14 protein-coding genes are annotated in these 17,273 nt (G+C 25.6%); 4 read left to right on the top strand and 10 right to left on the bottom strand.

The features are described from left to right. The first annotated feature begins 5 nt into the window (after nt 1-5). Nucleotides 6-1,037 carry a tRNA (adenosine(37)-N6)-threonylcarbamoyltransferase complex transferase subunit TsaD gene (gene tsaD, locus H0H67_RS00130; RefSeq protein WP_185859342.1) on the top strand — a complete coding sequence of 344 codons (1,032 nt, stop codon included), beginning with the start codon at nt 6-8 and terminating at the stop codon, nt 1,035-1,037. A 5-nt stretch (nt 1,038-1,042) separates the two neighbouring features. On the opposite strand, the gene gcvP is transcribed toward tsaD, so the two are convergent. Further along, a complete protein-coding gene (gcvP, locus tag H0H67_RS00125) occupies nt 1,043-3,916 on the bottom strand; it encodes an aminomethyl-transferring glycine dehydrogenase (RefSeq protein WP_185859341.1) in 2,874 nt (957 codons plus the stop codon). 94 nt (nt 3,917-4,010) lie between these two features. Here gcvP and mdh point away from each other — a divergent pair, with 94 nt between their 5' ends. Beyond that, nucleotides 4,011-4,937, top strand: coding sequence for a malate dehydrogenase (gene mdh / locus H0H67_RS00120; protein WP_185859340.1), 927 nt, complete (start codon nt 4,011-4,013; stop codon nt 4,935-4,937). Nucleotides 4,938-4,970: 33 nt separating this feature from the next. Here mdh and H0H67_RS00115 read toward each other — a convergent pair whose 3' ends face one another. After that, a complete protein-coding gene (locus tag H0H67_RS00115) occupies nt 4,971-5,597 on the bottom strand; it encodes a thiamine diphosphokinase (protein ID WP_185859339.1) in 627 nt (208 codons plus the stop codon). Between the two features lie 10 nt (nt 5,598-5,607). Then, entirely contained in the window at nt 5,608-6,327 is a 720-nt protein-coding gene (gene lptB / locus H0H67_RS00110) for an LPS export ABC transporter ATP-binding protein (RefSeq protein WP_185859338.1), read from the bottom strand. Between the two features lie 51 nt (nt 6,328-6,378). Between lptB and H0H67_RS00105 the strand changes: the two genes are divergently transcribed. Continuing rightward, on the top strand, nt 6,379-7,602 hold the full coding sequence (locus H0H67_RS00105; protein ID WP_185859337.1) for a peptidylprolyl isomerase: 1,224 nt from the start codon (nt 6,379-6,381) through the stop codon (nt 7,600-7,602). Here the strand turns inward: H0H67_RS00105 and H0H67_RS00100 are convergent. From H0H67_RS00100 to folK, 7 genes are all read right to left on the bottom strand, one after another. After that, nucleotides 7,599-9,350, bottom strand: coding sequence for an ABC transporter ATP-binding protein (locus H0H67_RS00100; RefSeq protein WP_185859336.1), 1,752 nt, complete (start codon nt 9,348-9,350; stop codon nt 7,599-7,601). The two genes, H0H67_RS00105 and H0H67_RS00100, sit on opposite strands and share 4 nt — an antisense overlap. Continuing rightward, on the bottom strand, nt 9,347-10,090 hold the full coding sequence (truA, locus tag H0H67_RS00095; RefSeq protein WP_185859335.1) for a tRNA pseudouridine(38-40) synthase TruA: 744 nt from the start codon (nt 10,088-10,090) through the stop codon (nt 9,347-9,349). Before truA ends, H0H67_RS00100 begins: the two co-directional genes overlap by 4 nt. A 5-nt stretch (nt 10,091-10,095) precedes the next feature. Next, complete coding sequence (locus tag H0H67_RS00090; RefSeq protein ID WP_185859334.1) at nt 10,096-11,292, bottom strand: aspartate aminotransferase family protein; 1,197 nt, start codon at nt 11,290-11,292, stop codon at nt 10,096-10,098. After that, entirely contained in the window at nt 11,289-12,950 is a 1,662-nt protein-coding gene (locus H0H67_RS00085) for an OstA-like protein (RefSeq protein WP_238784573.1), read from the bottom strand. Before H0H67_RS00085 ends, H0H67_RS00090 begins: the two co-directional genes overlap by 4 nt. A 21-nt stretch (nt 12,951-12,971) precedes the next feature. Beyond that, nucleotides 12,972-13,355 (bottom strand): Rid family detoxifying hydrolase, encoded by a 384-nt coding sequence (locus H0H67_RS00080; RefSeq protein WP_185859333.1) that lies wholly within the window; start codon nt 13,353-13,355, stop codon nt 12,972-12,974. 12 nt (nt 13,356-13,367) lie between these two features. Continuing rightward, complete coding sequence (locus tag H0H67_RS00075; RefSeq protein ID WP_185859332.1) at nt 13,368-15,533, bottom strand: putative LPS assembly protein LptD; 2,166 nt, start codon at nt 15,531-15,533, stop codon at nt 13,368-13,370. Between the two features lie 114 nt (nt 15,534-15,647). After that, complete coding sequence (gene folK, locus H0H67_RS00070; protein WP_185859331.1) at nt 15,648-16,145, bottom strand: 2-amino-4-hydroxy-6-hydroxymethyldihydropteridine diphosphokinase; 498 nt, start codon at nt 16,143-16,145, stop codon at nt 15,648-15,650. Between the two features lie 87 nt (nt 16,146-16,232). Here folK and H0H67_RS00065 point away from each other — a divergent pair, with 87 nt between their 5' ends. After that, on the top strand, nt 16,233-17,273 hold the full coding sequence (locus H0H67_RS00065) for a rod shape-determining protein (RefSeq protein ID WP_185859330.1): 1,041 nt from the start codon (nt 16,233-16,235) through the stop codon (nt 17,271-17,273).

Below are 17,273 nucleotides of genomic sequence, written 5' to 3'. Positions count from 1 at the left end.
TTATTATGAAAAAAAAACCTATTATTATCGGTATAGAATCATCATGTGATGAAACGGCTGTTTCTATTATTAAAAATAGAGATGTCTTATCTAATATTATCATTCATCAAGATATCCATAAAAAATATGGAGGAGTAGTTCCAGAATTAGCTTCAAGACTACATGAAAAAAATATTATAAAAGCTGTCAATCAAGCTATTGATTCAGCAAAGATTAAAAAAGATCAAATTGATGCCGTATCTTTTACTTTAGGTCCAGGATTGATAGGATCTTTATTAGTAGGGGCTTCTTTTGCAAAATCTTTTTCAATGGGGTTAGATATTCCTTTATTAACTGTAAATCATGTCCAAGCCCATATACTTGCTCATTTCATAAAAAATGCTAATATGAACAATTCTTATCCTAAATTTCCATTTTTAGGTTTAGTCATAAGTGGAGGACATACTCAAATCGTGAAAGTAAATGATTTTTTCAAAATGGAAATATTAGGATCTACTTTAGATGATTCTATAGGGAATACCTTGGATAAGGTAGCTAGAATATTGGGTTTTCATTATCCTGGAGGACCTATGATAGAACTTTTTTCTAAAAATGGAAATTGCAATAAATTTGTTTTTTCAAAACCATCAGTAAATGGGTTAAATTTTAGTTTTAGTGGATTACAAAGTAATGTTTTACAATTTGTTAAAAAACAATTAGAAAAAAATCAATTTTTCATAAAACAAAACTTATCTGATATTTGTGCTTCTCTCCAGAGAATGATAGCAGAAATTCTTTTAGAAAAAGTACAAAAAGCAACTATAAAAACTGGAATTTATAGAGTAGTTTTAGCAGGTGGAGTTTCCGCAAATTTTGAAATTAGACGAATGTTTATATCTTTTGCAAAAAAAAACAAAAAATGGGAAATCTTTATTCCAAAAAAGAAATATACCACGGACAACGGAGCAATGATAGCTATCACAGGATTATTGAAATATGAAAAAAATTTATTTGATTCTATTCATGTTTCTCCATATTCTAAATTTAAAAAATTTTAAAAAAATTAAGTACATGTACATATCAAATTTCTATCTCCGTATCCATCATCAACACGACTGATTGATGGCCAGAATTTTCTTTTCCTAACCCAAAATAATGGATATGCAGCTTTTTCTCTACTATAAGAATATTTCCAATCATTATTAGTTAGCAATTCTATACTGTGCGGAGCGTTTTTGAATACATTTTCTTTTTTAGAAAATTTCCCATCTTCAATTTCTTGAATCTCTTTACGTATATTAATAAGTGTTTCAATAAAACGATCTAATTCTTCTTTAGATTCACTTTCCGTAGGTTCTATCATCATACATCCTTCTACAGGAAAAGATATAGTAGGAGCATGATATCCATAATCCATCATTCTTTTTGCTATGTCTACAACCTCTATTTCTAGAGATTTGAACACCCTACAATCTATAATTAATTCATGTGCTACTGCATTGTTTTTTCCTACATATAATATGTTATAAAATCTTTTTAATTTTTCTTTTATATAATTTGCATTCAGTATAGATATTTCTGTACACTTTTTAAGTCCATCTGGACCTAATAAACGAATATAAGCATAGGAAATTGTAAGAATCAAAGAGGATCCATATGGAGAAGAGGATATCGTCAATTTATCTTTTTCTCCCTTTTCAAAAAAAGGATGATTAGGAAGAAAAGGTTTCAAATGTGAAGCAACACAAATAGGTCCCATTCCAGGGCCACCTCCCCCATGAGGAATAGCAAAAGTTTTATGAAGATTTAGATGACAAACATCCACTCCCAAATGTGCTGGTTTGATTAAACCAATTTGAGCATTCATATTTGCTCCATCCATGTATACTTGACCTCCATTTTCATGAATGATATCTATGATCTCCTGAATATTTCTTTCATATACTCCGTAAGTAGAAGGATAAGTAATCATTAATACAGATAAAAAATCTTTATATTCTTTCACTTTTTTGAATAAATCATTTCTATCAATGGATCCATCATTTTTTGTAGCAATTAAAATAACTTTCATTCCTGCCATTTTTGCTGAAGCAGGATTAGTTCCATGAGAAGAAGAAGGAATTAATGCTATATCCCTTTTGGACTCTTGTAATGAATGATGATAAGATTTTATAACCATCAGTCCAGCATATTCTCCCTGAGCTCCTGAATTAGGTTGTAAAGATATACCAGAAAATCCAGTTATTTCTTTTAAATATTTTTTTAAATTATGAATGACAAAGTGATATCCCATTGCTTGTTGATTAGGAACAAAAGGATGAACATTCCTCCACTCATGTTGGCTTAAAGAAAATAATTCCGTAGAAGCATTCAGTTTCATTGTGCATGAACCAAGCGGAATCATAGAATGATTTAAAGAAAGATCTTTTTTTTCTAGTCGTTTTATATAACGCATCAATTCATTTTCTGAATAAAATTTATGAAAAATTTCATGTTTCAAAAAATCGGAAGTTCTTTTTAAAGAACTAGGAATTTTATATTTTTCATGAATTTTTTTTATATCATCATATTTTTTTCTTTTTTTATAAACTTCATGAAATATAGATGAAATATGATCTATATCTTCTTTATATGTGGTTTCATCTAAAGTAATAGTTAGATGATTTTTATCTACATACCTGAAATTGGTTTTTTTTCGCTCTGAAACTTTTTTTAATTTGTCTATAAAATCAGTTTTGATTCTAATAGTATCAAAATAAAATGTGTTCACTTGATAAAGATTATTTATATTATTAACTAATAAAAATTCTAATTTTTTAGCATATTCATGAATGCTTTTAGCTATTTCTATTAATCCTTCTTTTCCATGATATAAAGCATACATAGAAGCCATAATAGCTGGCAAAACTTGTGATGTACAAATATTTGAAGTAGCTTTTTCTCTTTTGATATGTTGTTCTCTAGTTTGTAAAGCCATGCGAAATGCTTTTCTGTTTTGCCTGTCTACAGATATTCCAATTATTCTACCAGGAATAAAACGTTTATATCTTTCATGAGTAGAGAAAAAAGCAGCGTGAGGGCCCCCATATCCCATAGGAACACCAAAAGATTGGCTAGATCCTACAACCACATCCGCACCCCATTCTCCAGGAGGTTTTAACAAGGATAAAGATAAAATATCTGCGGAAACAATTACTGATATATTGTTTTTTTTTGCATATTCAATTGTTTCACTATAATCATATATTTCTCCTAAACAAGAAGGATAAGAAATGATCAATCCAAATATTTTTTTTCCTTTATATTTTTTTTTCAGCAAATTCTTATGAGTATCATTTATAATGTGTATTCCTAAACCAAAACATCTTGTTTTTAAAACTGCAAAAGTTTGTGGAAGGATTTCGTCTGAAACAAAAAAGGAATAGTTATTATTGATCTGTTTTCTTTTTATTTTTTCTTGAAAAATCATAAACATTGCATCAGCAGCAGCTGTAGATTCATCTAACATGGATGCATTACTTATTTTCATTCCAGTAAGATCTGAAATCATAGTTTGAAAATTGATCAAAGCTTCTAAACGTCCTTGAGATATTTCTGATTGATAAGGGGTGTAAGGAGTATACCAACTTGGATTTTCTAAAATATTTCGTTGAATAACGCTTGGAGTAATAGAATTACGGTATCCTAATCCTATATAGGAACGGTAAATTTTATTTTTTTTACTGATTTTATAAATGTGGTTTAAATATTGATATTCAGAAATAGAATTGGGTAGATTTAATTTTTTTTTTAAACGTATTTCTTTAGGTATGGTTTTTTTGATAAAATCCTTAATAGAGGAACATTGCAATTCTTTCAACATATCGTTAATTTCATTACAAGACGGTCCTATATGTCTATGATAGAATTTTTTTCTTCTGACGTAATCCTCTTTCATAAAAATAGAAATTGTGTTTACCTTTAAAGATTACAAATTTAGGCAAATATTTAAGCTTACCTAAAATTAACAACAGAAAAATAGAAAAAAGAACATGAAAGTTACTATTATTGGAGCAGGAAACGTAGGATCCTCTTGTGCTAGTTTATTAGCTCAAAAAGATATAGTTAGAAAAATTGTTTTATTAGATATTAGAGAAAAATTTCCTAAAGGAAAAAGCTTGGATATTTCTCAGATGCTTCCTCTTGTAAGATCAAATTCTCAAGTAATTGGAATAACTAATGATTATTCAAAATCAGAAAATTCTGAAATAGTTGTTATCACTTGTGGTATTCCTAGAAAACCTGGAATGAGTCGAGATAATCTTGTTCAGACTAATGCAGAAATTATTCGTTCTGTCACGAAAGAATCTATTTTTTTTTCTCCAAAAGCGAAATTTATCATCGTATCAAATCCATTAGATATCATGGCATACGTTAGTTATATGACTGCTAAAATTGATTCTTCTCGTGTTATTGGAATGGCTGGAATATTAGATTCTACAAGATATCGTTATTTTTTATCTAAAAAATTAAAATTATCACCTCACGATATACAATCCTTATTATTAGGAGGACATGGCGATACAATGGTTCCTTTATATAGATACACTTCTATATCTGGAATCCCCATACAAGAATTTATATCAGAAGAAGAAAATAACGTTATTGTTGAAAAGACAAAAAAAGGAGGAGAGGAAATAGTCAATTTATTAGGTACATCTGCTTGGATGGCTCCTGGTGCGTCTGTTGTTCAAATGGTAGAAGCTATTTTAAAAGATTCTAAACGTATTTTTTCATGTTCAGCTTTTTTGAAAGGAGAGTATAATTTGAAAAATATATGTTTGGGAGTTCCAGTCATTTTAGGAAAATCTGGAATAGAAAAAATTATAGAATTGCAATTAAATGAAAAAGAAAAATATCTTTTAAATCAGTCTGCTAATCATATAAAAAGAATGATAGATAGATTGAAAGATTTTTAGATTCTTTTTTTTATTAGAAATTAGAAAATATTTTTATTTTTCTATAAATATTAGTAATTCTCCTTTTTTGTAATTTATTTCTATTTTTTCTTCATCAGATTCGTTTCTTATGCCTATATTTTTACCTATTTTTAGAAACCCTTTTTTGATAGGATATTTAAGACCATGAGTCTGTAATCCTTCTACTTCAGGAAATGGAAACAGAGATACCTTCTTATTTTTTTGCTGATAAAAAAAAGTTTTTTTATCGGAAAAAAAATAAGAATGATATTTGTCATGAAATATAATAGACAATTTTTTTTTATACTTTAAAGCTGTAGATAAATTTCCTAAAAAATGATCTTGCTCTCTTCCACTTGCACCCCAAACATTTATGTTCAAAAATCCTTTCTGATAAATTATATTTAGAGCTTTCTCAAAATCAGTATATTTTTGATCATAATCAGTCAAAAAATTGTTCCCCAAAGGAATATTTTTTTTTAAAATAGAGTCAAAATCTCCGATGATGTAATCCACTGAAATTCCTGATTTATTTAAGTAAGAAAAAGCACCATCAACAGCAAATATTTTTTTATAAAAAGAAAATTTTTTCCATAAAAAAGGAGGAGGTTCTCCATTCAGAAAAAGTCCTACTTCTGGCTCTTTAAAACGATGATTCATTTTATTTTTTTTAAAACGATTTACGACTTCCTAAATAAACTTTTTTTACTAAAGAATCTTTCATGATTTCCATAGTTGATCCATGTTTTAAAATCTTTCCTTCAAACATTAAATAAATCCTATCTGTTATCAGAAAAATTTCTTGCACATTATGATCTGTAATTAATATTCCTATATTCTTTTTCTTCAGAGAAAGAATAATTTTTTGCAAATCTTCTATAGCTATTGGATCAATTCCAGAAAAAGGTTCATCTAAAAGAATAAACTGAGGATTTATAGCCAAACATCTAGCAATTTCTGTACGTCTTCTTTCCCCTCCGGAAAGAAGATCACCACGATGATTTCGTATATGTTGTAATCCTAGTTCTTCAATTAGTTTTTCTGTTATTTTTCTTCTTTCTTTATAAAATTTTTTTTGCATTTCTAATATGCACAAAATATTGTCTTCTACAGACAACTTTCTAAATATAGATGGTTCTTGCGATAAATATCCGATTCCTTTTTTAGAACGTTGATACATTGGTTTTTCTGTAATATTTTCTTCATAAAGAAAAATTTTTCCTTGATCCGGTTTAATAAGTCCTACTATCATATAAAAAGAAGTTGTTTTTCCAGCTCCATTAGGACCAATTAATCCAACTATTTCCCCTTTATTTAACTGAAAAGAAACATTTTTAACTATATATTTTTTTTTATATTTTTTACATAGATTTTTAGCCATCAAAGTCATAATATTATAATTTTTCTGTATTATTATTTATTGGAATAAAAAATTAATCTAATGAAAGAAAGTCTCAAAATTTTTTTCTTATTTTTCTTCATAATATATAGTAATCATTTTTCTTTTTCTTTTGAAAAATTAGGAGGAATTCATGCAATAGTAGGAAATGAGATTATTTTAGATTCAGAAATAAAAACTAAGAACCAAAAAAACTGTTTAGATGATCTTTTGATTGAAAAACTAATGCTTTATCATGCAAAAAAAGATGCAAGTATACAAATCATCGATCAAGAATTAGAATTGAAAACCCAAGCATTATTTTCAGAAATGAGTAAAAAATATGCAAATCAAGAAGAATTTTTAATACAGTTTAGGAAAAAAGATTTTATTCAAAAATTAACCGAAACAGTCAAAAATCATCAATACATAGAAAAATTTTATCAAAAAAAAACGGAACATGTCGATGTATCACCTCAAGAAGTGAAATTTTTTTTCACTAAAAACAAGAATCAAATTCCTTTAGTCCCCAAACGAATGTATATTTCTTATATAGTTTTTTATCCAAAATTAAGTCAAATTAATAGAAAAAAAATTATCGATTTTTTAAAAAAAACCAAAAAAGAAATACATTCTGATATTGATTTTTCTATCCAAGCTATTTTGTTCTCTGAAGATAATTATTCAGCATGGAATGGAGGTTTAATTCAAGGAATTAAAATAAATCGTCTTTCAAAAGAATTTAAACATGTAGTTCTCTCTTTATCAGAAGATGATATATCTGAACCTTTTGAAACAGACTCAGGATTTCACCTGATCAAATTAAAGAAAAAAAGAAAGGATGAAGTTGATATAAGACATATTTTAATTAAACCTAAATATACAAAACATGAATTGAGAAAAACAAAATCATTTGTAGATTCGATTAAAAAACGAATTTACAATCTAAATTTTGAAAATTTGATGAACGAAAAAAAAGACAATCAAATTGTGAATTACTCAATATGGAATAAAATTTGGGTTGAAGAAAATCAATTATCAAAAAACATGAAAAAAACATTAAATTTTTTAAAAAAAGGAAAAATTTCTAACCCTTATCAAGAAATTGTAAATGGAAAAGAAGCATTTTTTATAGTTAAATTGTTAGATAGCATTCCTTCTCATCCTATTTCTTTTGAAACAGATTATACAAGATTAAAAAATATTGTAAAAGACATTAAAAAAAAAGATATAATAAGAAACTGGGCAAAAAAAACATTAAAAAAAACTTATATCAAGTGTCCTTAATTTTTCTTATGAAAAGATTCTTTATATAATTCTGCATAATATCCATTCAGTTGAATTAGTTCTTGATGAGTTCCTTTTTCTACAATACATCCCTTATTGATGGCTAATATCTTATCAGAATTTTCCAATGTAGAAAGACGGTGAGTAATGATGATAGAAGTTTTATGTTTGGTTAGAAAATCTGTAGCATGATAAATCATTTTCTCTAATTCCTTATTTAAAGAAGCTGTAGCTTCATCTAATATAAGAATAGAATAAGGATGCATTTGAACTCTTAAAAAAGAAATTAATTGTTTTTCTCCAAGTGAGAGCAATCCTCCTCTTTCTTTTACGATATATTGATACCCATTAGGAAATGATGTAATAAAATTATGAATTCCTATCTTCTTTGCCATATTTTCTATTTTATCAATGCTAATTGAAGGATCTCCTAGTGTAATATTATTTATAATCGAATCATTAAATAAAAATGTATCTTGTGTGACTACCTTTATATGAGATCTTAAATTTTCTAATTCAATATCTTGAATAGAATGTCCATCAATCCAAATATTCCCTTTATTAATTTCATATAATCTGGAAATTAAATGAGTAATCGTAGATTTTCCGGAACCTGTAGATCCCACTATAGAAACCTTTTCTCCAGGTTGAATTTCAAAAGAAATTCCATTCAAAACCATTTCATTTTCAATATATGAAAAATGAACATTATTAAATACAATATGTCCTTTTAGCTTCTTTAAACGCAAGTTCCCCTTATTAATAATGATTTCATCAGAATTTAATATAGAAAATATTCTTTCTATACCAGCTATTCCTCTTTGTATAATATTAAATCGATCTGCTATTTGTCGCATAGGACGAAAAAGAAGATAGATAAAAAAAATGAAAGCAATAATTTGCCCTGGTTTTACATTTCCTTTTTCAATTGCATTAAATCCTCCATAAAATATAACAATACTTATTGTCACTGCAGAAACAAGTTCTACTATAGGAAAAAAAATGGAAAAGTAAAAAATAGTTTTAAAATGAGCATTCATCAATTCACGATTAATAGACTTAAATTTTAAGTATTCTTCTTTCTCTTTATGAAAAAGTTGAATAATAGACATTCCTATAATGTTTTCTTGCAAAAAACTATTCAAACGTGAAGTTTGTACTCGTTCTTCATGAAAAGTTTTTTTTAGTGTTTTTTGAAAAAATCGAGTAATGATATACATAAAAGGAATAGTAAAAAAAACAATAAAAGATAATTTTTTGTGTACTGTAAACATTATTATTATAATCATAACAATTCTTAAAACGTCTCCAGAAACAAGTAATATTCCATCATTAAATATGACAGTTATAGTTTCTATATCTGATACTGCATAAGATACTAGTTTTCCTATTGGAGTTTTATTAAAGAAAGAATTTTTAAAATGCAATAGTTTTTCAAATAAAAGAATTCTAATTTTTTCAATAACATTTTGAGCTAATACATTAGAAAAATATAATAAAATAAAATGAAATATGCTTTCTAAGAAAAGAAGTAAAAGAATCAAAATCAATATATTTTTCAGTCCAAAGAAATCTTTATAAAGGATATGAATATCTATAGCTTTTTGGATTAACTTAGGACGATAAGCAGAAATAAAAGATATTAATACAGAAGTAGTAATTGTTGCTATCAATATTAATTTATAATCTAAACTAATTTTGATAAGCTGTTTTAAGGAAGATTTTTTCCTTTTTAAATTTTCTTTCATAAAAAAATGTCTTCTGGATAAATAATTCTGGTAAGAAATAGTCCGCATGCAGGAACTATTGGTCTACAAAAGTTAGAATTTTTAGATTCTATGATTTTAACAAATTCACTAACGCTAATTTTGTTTCTTCCAACATCAATAAGTGTTCCAATAATGGATCTAACCATAGATCTTAAAAATCTATTAGCTTCAATAGTAAAACAGAAAATATCATTGTTCACAGACCAACAGACATGACTGATTTGACATCTATTATTTTCTGCTTCAGAAGTTTTTTTTTTGCAAAAAGAACTAAAATCTTTATATCGCATTAATTCCTTAGAAGCTATATTCATTCGATGAATATTTAATGGATAAAAACAATACCAAGAAAAATCTTGGAAAAATGGGTTTTTTTGACGTGTTAAATAATATTTATACGTTCGTTTTATAGCATTAAATCTTGCATGAATATTTTCTTTTACTGGAAAAACATTTAATACTTTAATAGATTTGGGTAGAAAAATATTTAATTTTTCTATTAATTTATTACTAATTATTCCTTCATAATCAAAATGAGCAAACATTTGCTTAGCATGTACTCCTTTATCCGTTCTTCCAGCACCTATAACATTGATAGACTTTTTTAATAATTTAGACAAACAATATTCTAAATTTCCCTCTACTGTACTTACTTTTTTTTGGATTTGCCATCCATAAAAATATTTACCATTATAAGCTAATTCAATGAAAAATCTCAATTACATTATTTTTTTTTAAGTTGATTTAAACTTTCAATAATAATAGAACATCCTTTTTCTATTTCTTTTTCTGTGATAGTCAATGGAGGCGATATACGTAAAGAATGACTGTTAAATAAAAAACGAAATAAAATTAATCCTTTATTGATACAATTTTGCAATAATTTTTCCACTGAATTTTTATCTCTTAATTCAAGAGATAAAAGAAGTCCTTTTCCATTAATACTTTCTATTTCATCATGAACTAAATATTTTCTAAACCACTCTTCTTTTATAGACACTTCTTCCATTATATTAGAATTTATTAATTGATCTAAAGTAGCTAAAGAAGCAGAAGCAGAAACAGCATTTCCTCCAAAAGTAGTTAAATGTCCTAATGGATAAGAGTCACAAAAAGTCTTCATAATTTTATTAGATGAAATAAAACCACTAATAGGCATCCCTCCTCCCATTCCTTTTCCCATTATTAAAATATCAGGAACTATTCCATAATGTTCAAAAGCGAAAAGCTTTCCTGTTCTTCCAAATCCAGTTTGGACTTCATCAAGAATCATTAAAGCCTTTTTTTTATTACACTCTTCTCTTACTTTTTTTAAAAAAGAATCATCAGGCAATATAATTCCATTGGAACACTGAATGGTTTCTAAAATGACACAAGCTGTTTTTTCTGATATAGAAGAAATCAGTTCTTCTATATGATTAAATGTTATAAATTTAACTAAAGGAAGCAATGGTCTAAAAGGTCTTTTATTTTTTTCATTTCCCATAATACTCATAGATCCATGAGTACTACCATGGTAAGCCCATTTGCAGGAAATAATTTCTTCTCTTCCAGTATAACATTTAGCTAATTTTAAAGCACCTTCTACTGCTTCTGTTCCAGAATTAACTAAATAAGTAGTAGTAAGTGGATTTGGAGTATTTCTTGCTATTTTTTTACAAAGAATTACACAAGGATTTTGTATAAATTCTCCATAGACCATAGTATGTAAATACTTGTCTACTTGTTTTTTTATAGCTTTTTTTATTACTTTATTTCCATGTCCTAAAATATTTACGGAAACACCTGCCACAAAATCCAAATATTTTTTTCCATTATTTCCATAAATATAGTTTCCATCAGCATAATCTACCATAATTTTCATGGGTAGAGGGTTGATTTGAGCTTGATATTGAAAAAAATCATTTTCTAATTCTTTCATAAGAATTTAGTTCTATTTTTTATTTTTTTGATTTCTTCTTGTTCTAAATGATTTTCTTTTCTGTATTTTTCTATTTCTTTGTATACAAAAAAGTTTTTATTATCTTCATTTGGTTTTTCTTTCCAAGAAAAATTGGAAAGAAAAAGAAATTCATTGGGAGTTTTTTCAGATATAGGAATTAATTCTGAGTAGGCCTGTTCTACACAAGAAATACCTCTTATTTTTTTTTCTATATCTAAATATAATGAGAGCATTCCACAAGAAGATTTATTCATTAACTTTTTTTCTTTATTTTTAAGAAAAATAATGCTATTAATATTTCCTTGAATATAAATTTTTTCTAAAATATTTTTTTCATGAAAAAAACCAATCATGATATCTCCTTCTATTTGATTAAATTCTTTTGAATTTATTTTTTCTATATAAGAAGCATTTTTTATAATTTTTATGGATTTAAAAAAATATTCATTTCTTTCTTGAAAAGAAATGCAGATGGATTTACCAGTTATTTGATGGTTTTTAAACCAAAAAATAGGATCTCCATCAAATTGAATGTAATCATTTGAAGATTCATAATTTAAAACATTAGATCTTCCTTGAAGAGATTCATTCAAAAAAAAACTTTTAACAGAAAAAGCTTGAATTAAATATGAAGAATTTGTTTTTAAATTTATCTTTAAAAGATCTGAATAAATAAGAAAAGAATTTTTTTTTGATATCTTTACTACTTTCGGATTTTTTTTTAAAATCAAAGAATTATTATTAAAATCAAACTTTCCATATCCACCCATCAAAAAATATTTTTTTTTTGAATCTTCTAGTAAAAAATTTCTAATAAATCCATATTTTTTTTTTTCATCAAAAAACAAATATTTTCCTTTTATAATTTTTTCGTTATAATGAATACTAATATATTTTTCTAATAAAAATATTTTTTCTTGAATAAGAAACAACGCTTTTTTAACATAGATAAAATTATCTGAATTATCATTTTGCATGATTACAGCAGGATAATTGAAGTTTATTTTATTTTGTTTAAAAAAATATTCCAACATGTCTGAATATACAGTATAATTATTACTGACCAATTTTATTCCATTTTTTAATTCTACTTTTTCTTCATCAGTTGAGAAAAAACCTTCTTTACTATGTATAACATAATCATTATAATAAATGATACTATTTATTTTATAAAAAATTTTCTTTCGATTTAAATCATATTCTAACATATTTGTGGTTAACTTCAACTTTTTAAAAAAAAAAACTACATTGTTAACAGCTTTAAGTAATTTTTTTCTTAAATCATAATTGATTGTATCAGCTATTAATTTTATCTTTCCTATAGATAAAATCACTCCATCTGATAGTTTGAAATGAGAAAAATTATTTTCTATATATATTTTTTTAGAAATTATTTTACTTTTATCTGATTCTAATTGTACATTTCCATAACCATACAATCTATTGTTTTTTTTATGATAAATAGCCTGATCACAAAAAAGATGATATTTTTTATATTTAAAATGAACATTTCCTATTAAAAAAATAGAATCATTATGATCATTTTTTTGTATTAAATCAGCATGAAAAAGCTGTACATTTTCAGAATGTGCTTGATTCAGGAATAAGATAAAAAAGAATAAGAAGTAATATTTCACAATTGATTTGACAATAAATATCTAATTTATACATGCAATCAAAGATATTTCTATACTAGCATTTTGAGGTAATCCAGAAACTTGAATAGTTTCTCTAGCTGGATAATTTCCTTCATGAAAAAAGTCAGAATATACATCATTTATTTTAGAAAAATGATTCATATTTATTACAAAAAGAGAAGTCTTAATAACATTTTGAAACCCTATTCCATTTTCTGAAAGAATAATTTTTAGATTTTCCATTATTTTCCTTGTTTCCATTTCTATAGAATCGGAAACTAATTTTCCAGTTTTTGGATCCACAGCTATTTGTCCAGAAACAAATAAAAAACTTCCCACAAGAACACATGTGCTATATGGTCCATAAGACGGAATTTTTTCTATTGAAATTTTTTTGGGTATCATATTTAATTTATTTTAGTTTTTCTCATCATACTGTATAATATTACTCAAATTTGGATCTTTAATCCCAATAAAAAAATTCCAAGAAGGATTTTTCATAGGAATCCAATTAAAACTCATCTTAAAACTTCTTAAATCTCTATAAAAAATAATATTAGCAAATATGATCTCTTTTTTCAAGAGATCATAATCTGTATGAATATCAATTTTCCAATATTTTGTAATATTTACAGATCCATTTATACTTAAATAAGCATTAAAAAGTTTTTTTTGATTGATACAGTTTTCGTAATTGGAATGAAAATCAATTTTAAAAGACAATGGAATTGAATATCTTGCATAATTTTTTTTATCAAAAAGAAAGTAATCATAACGATTTTTTCCTTTTTTTTTATATTCATTTTTTTCAGAGAAAAAATTAGTCTCATAATTCCAAAAAAAAGAAAAATCAAAATACATTATTTTGTTCATTTTCTTCTTTTTTTCTAAAAAATTTATTCCACCTTTATATTTTATTCCTAGATTTTCTGTGAAATCAGCATTACCTACAATATGTAAATTGTCCCATTTGATAGAATTTTGATCAACAATAAATGAAGAACTCAAGTTTTTGATCATTTTTATTTTTTTATAAAATGTGTTTTTTATTTGAACATCCAAATCATTATTTAATATTAAGTTTATTTTTTTTTCAAAATGATTTTTTTTATTATGAAAAAAAGGAGGGAAATACCTAACATAAAAAGATAACACAGGTTCTATTTGATGTTTCAATAAAAAAACATTTTTTTTGATTTCTAAAGTCTTATTGAATGGGATAGATATCATATCTGCTAAAAAATCTATTTTTTGCAAATTTGAAACGAAGGAATAAGGATATTTCCATATATAAAATTCCTCATAAAAAATTTTAGGTGAAACTTTCAAATAAGAATCTAAAAAAGAAAAATAAGTAGAAATATTCATTTTGTGATTGAATCCAGTATGAAAGGATACTGTTTTATGACAAAAATCCACAAAATTATGAATCAATATTTTATTTTCTATGCTTGTATGACGTAAAAAAAAGTTTTTTTGATTATTGAAGAACATATTTTTCATATGAAAAACTAATTCTGGAATTATGAATTTTATTCCCTTCTTATTGCTTTCTTTTACCATATAAGCATCCATAAACAATAAATAATTAGAAAATTTTTTTCTCACATTTAAATATGAAAGAGCTTCGTTGTCATTGTTCTCTGATAATATATTTTTATTATAATTAATGTTTGCATTAAAATTTGTATCATAATCTGATTTATAATCTTGATTATGTTTCCACTGAAATTGATAATCATGTTGTTTATTTGACATAGATTGATAATTGAAATCAAAAAAACCATCATAGAAATATTTCAATTTATATTCCATTCTTGTTTTTAATTTCCATTTATCTTTGTTATATATAGAACTTAATATTTTAAAATCCAATAAATTGGAAATTGGGAGAAATAATCCTATATCTTCTACATAAATCCTTTTATTTTGAATTCCAATTTTTGGATATATCATACCATAAGAATATTTATTAAACTCTTTTACAGGAATATATAAAAAAGGAAAAAATATGGGCATCGGAACTTGATACCAATAAAAAAAAACAGGACCAGAAAAAATATATTTATTAAAATGAGAATATTTTAAAAAATTTGTTTTCAAATAAAAATCAGGATTATTGTCTTTATTTTTTAGAAAAAAAGGATCTGATATATATGTAACTTTTTTCATTAAACTTATATTTTGATCTTTTTTTTCAATACTGCTAGCTATAATCATTTGATTTTTATTTTTTATATAAAAATCTTTTGCTTCTATTTTTTTGCTCTTCAAATTGAAGTGAAAATTACTGAAAGTGTATTGATGATTTCCTTGTTGGAAAAGAACAGATTTTTCTTTTTTAATTGCGTTCAAATCTCCATTTTTCCAATTAAATTCAATACAATCTGCTTGAATTTTTATATCATCGTATTCTATAGAAGCTTTTCCTTTTAGATAGGATTTTCCTTCTTTTATATTATGTTCTTGTATATTTGATTTGTATTTTATAACGTTTTCAAAGTCTTTAAAATAATTATTTTCTTGATAATCGTTATTTTCTTTTTCTTCGTTTGCATAAACAAAAATAGAAACGAATAACATGATAATGAAAATAGAAAACTGAGTCTTTTTATGCAACAAATTAAATTTGTTTAATTATGTAAAAATTATAATTTTTAGTCATAACATACATACATCCATTCATGCTTAAATAACTTAGTTTAGTAATTTTTTTACATTTAATTTATCTGTGCATACTCCTAATATCTCTAAAAGCGTCAAATTAAATATAGGATGACTCTTATTTGGGCTAATTTCACACATAGGTTCTAAAACAAATTTTCTCATATGCAATAGAGGATGTGGAATAGTCAGAATAGAACTATATATAATGATATGATCATAAAATAAAATATCTATATCTATTTCTCTATCTTCATATTCTCCTGTATGATTCTTTTTTCTTCCTATCAGGAATTCTATATTCAAAATATTTTCTAAAAGACTAATTGGAGAATGACTAGTTTTTACATATAAAGCTCTATTATAAAAAGAAGGAGAATTTTTCATATTCCATGCTTCGCTTTCAAAATATGAAGATTTTTTAATAACTTTTCCAATCTTTTTAGATATCAAAATCAAAGATTGATTCAAATATTCTTTCCGATTTTTTTTATTACTCCCTTGTAACAAAAAGACATGATGTTCCTCCAAAAGAAAAAATTTATATAAAATGTTTAATATACTGAAAAACTGTATTTTTTATTTAAATTAGGTGAATCTTTTCATGAAGAAATATTAATGGGATTAATAATAGATTTTATGAAGAACCTCTTTAATCAAGAGATTGCCATAGATTTAGGAACAGCAAATACGCTTATTATGCACAATAATAAAGTCATAGTGGATTTACCTTCAATAATAGCTATAGATGTAAGAACAAAAAAAGTATTAGCTGTAGGTGAAGAAGCAAAACAAATGCAAGGAAAAACACATGAAAACATTAAAATATATAAACCATTAAAAGACGGAGTTATTGCGGATTATCAAGTAGCTGAACTTATGATAAGAGAATTTATCAAGAAAGTACCAGGTATCAATAATAAATTTTTTACTCCATCATTAACAATGGTAATTTGTATTCCATCCGGAATTACAGAAGTAGAAAAGAGAGCAGTCAAAGATTCTGCTCAACATCTAAATGCCAAAGAAGTTTATCTTATTGAAGAACCTATGGCCGCTGCTATAGGTTCTGGAATTTCAGTTACCAAAGCAGAAGGAAATATGATTATTGATATAGGAGGAGGAACTACAGAATGTGGAGTCATAGCTCTAGGAGGAATTGTTTGTCAAAAATCTATAAAAACAGCTGGAGATGTTTTTACCAATGATATAGCTTATTTTCTTCGTTCCAAATACAATTTGTATATTGGAGAAAGGACTGCTGAAAAAATAAAAATAGATATAGGGGCAGCAATGGAATCAATTGAAACTCCTCCTGATGATATTCATATACAAGGTAGAGATCTACCTACAGGAAAACCAAAAGAAATGAATATTTCTTATAAAGAAACCATTCCTGCTCTTGATAAATCAATTTTACGAATAGAAGATGCTGTGATGGAAACTCTTTCAAAAACTCCACCAGAACTTGCTGCAGATATTTATAAAACAGGAATTTATATGGCTGGAGGAGGATCTCTTTTGAGAGGATTGGATAAAAGAATATCTAAAAAAACGGGACTTTCTGTCTCTTTAGTAGATGATCCTTTAAGAGCTGTAGTTAAAGGAACAGGTGTGGCATTGAAAAATATTGATAAATTTACATTTTTAATGAAATAG

This window comes from Blattabacterium cuenoti, from assembly GCF_014251575.1.
GTDB lineage: Bacteria > Bacteroidota > Bacteroidia > Flavobacteriales > Blattabacteriaceae > Blattabacterium > Blattabacterium cuenoti_N.
Note: the sequence above shows the minus strand (reverse complement) of the source record. Positions and strands in the feature narration are given on the sequence as shown.

Bases quoted from the DNA above. Each gene is read 5' to 3' on its own strand.
- tsaD (WP_185859342.1), top strand. From the start codon at position 6: ATGAAAAAAAAACCTATTATTATCGGTATAGAATCATCATGTGATGAA.
- gcvP (WP_185859341.1), bottom strand. From the start codon at position 3,916: ATGAAAGAGGATTACGTCAGAAGAAAAAAATTCTATCATAGACATATA.
- mdh (WP_185859340.1), top strand. From the start codon at position 4,011: ATGAAAGTTACTATTATTGGAGCAGGAAACGTAGGATCCTCTTGTGCT.
- H0H67_RS00115 (WP_185859339.1), bottom strand. From the start codon at position 5,597: ATGAATCATCGTTTTAAAGAGCCAGAAGTAGGACTTTTTCTGAATGGA.
- lptB (WP_185859338.1), bottom strand. From the start codon at position 6,327: ATGACTTTGATGGCTAAAAATCTATGTAAAAAATATAAAAAAAAATAT.
- H0H67_RS00105 (WP_185859337.1), top strand. From the start codon at position 6,379: ATGAAAGAAAGTCTCAAAATTTTTTTCTTATTTTTCTTCATAATATAT.
- H0H67_RS00100 (WP_185859336.1), bottom strand. From the start codon at position 9,350: ATGAAAGAAAATTTAAAAAGGAAAAAATCTTCCTTAAAACAGCTTATC.
- H0H67_RS00090 (WP_185859334.1), bottom strand. From the start codon at position 11,292: ATGAAAGAATTAGAAAATGATTTTTTTCAATATCAAGCTCAAATCAAC.
- H0H67_RS00080 (WP_185859333.1), bottom strand. From the start codon at position 13,355: ATGATACCCAAAAAAATTTCAATAGAAAAAATTCCGTCTTATGGACCA.
- H0H67_RS00075 (WP_185859332.1), bottom strand. From the start codon at position 15,533: ATGTTATTCGTTTCTATTTTTGTTTATGCAAACGAAGAAAAAGAAAAT.
- H0H67_RS00065 (WP_185859330.1), top strand. From the start codon at position 16,233: ATGGGATTAATAATAGATTTTATGAAGAACCTCTTTAATCAAGAGATT.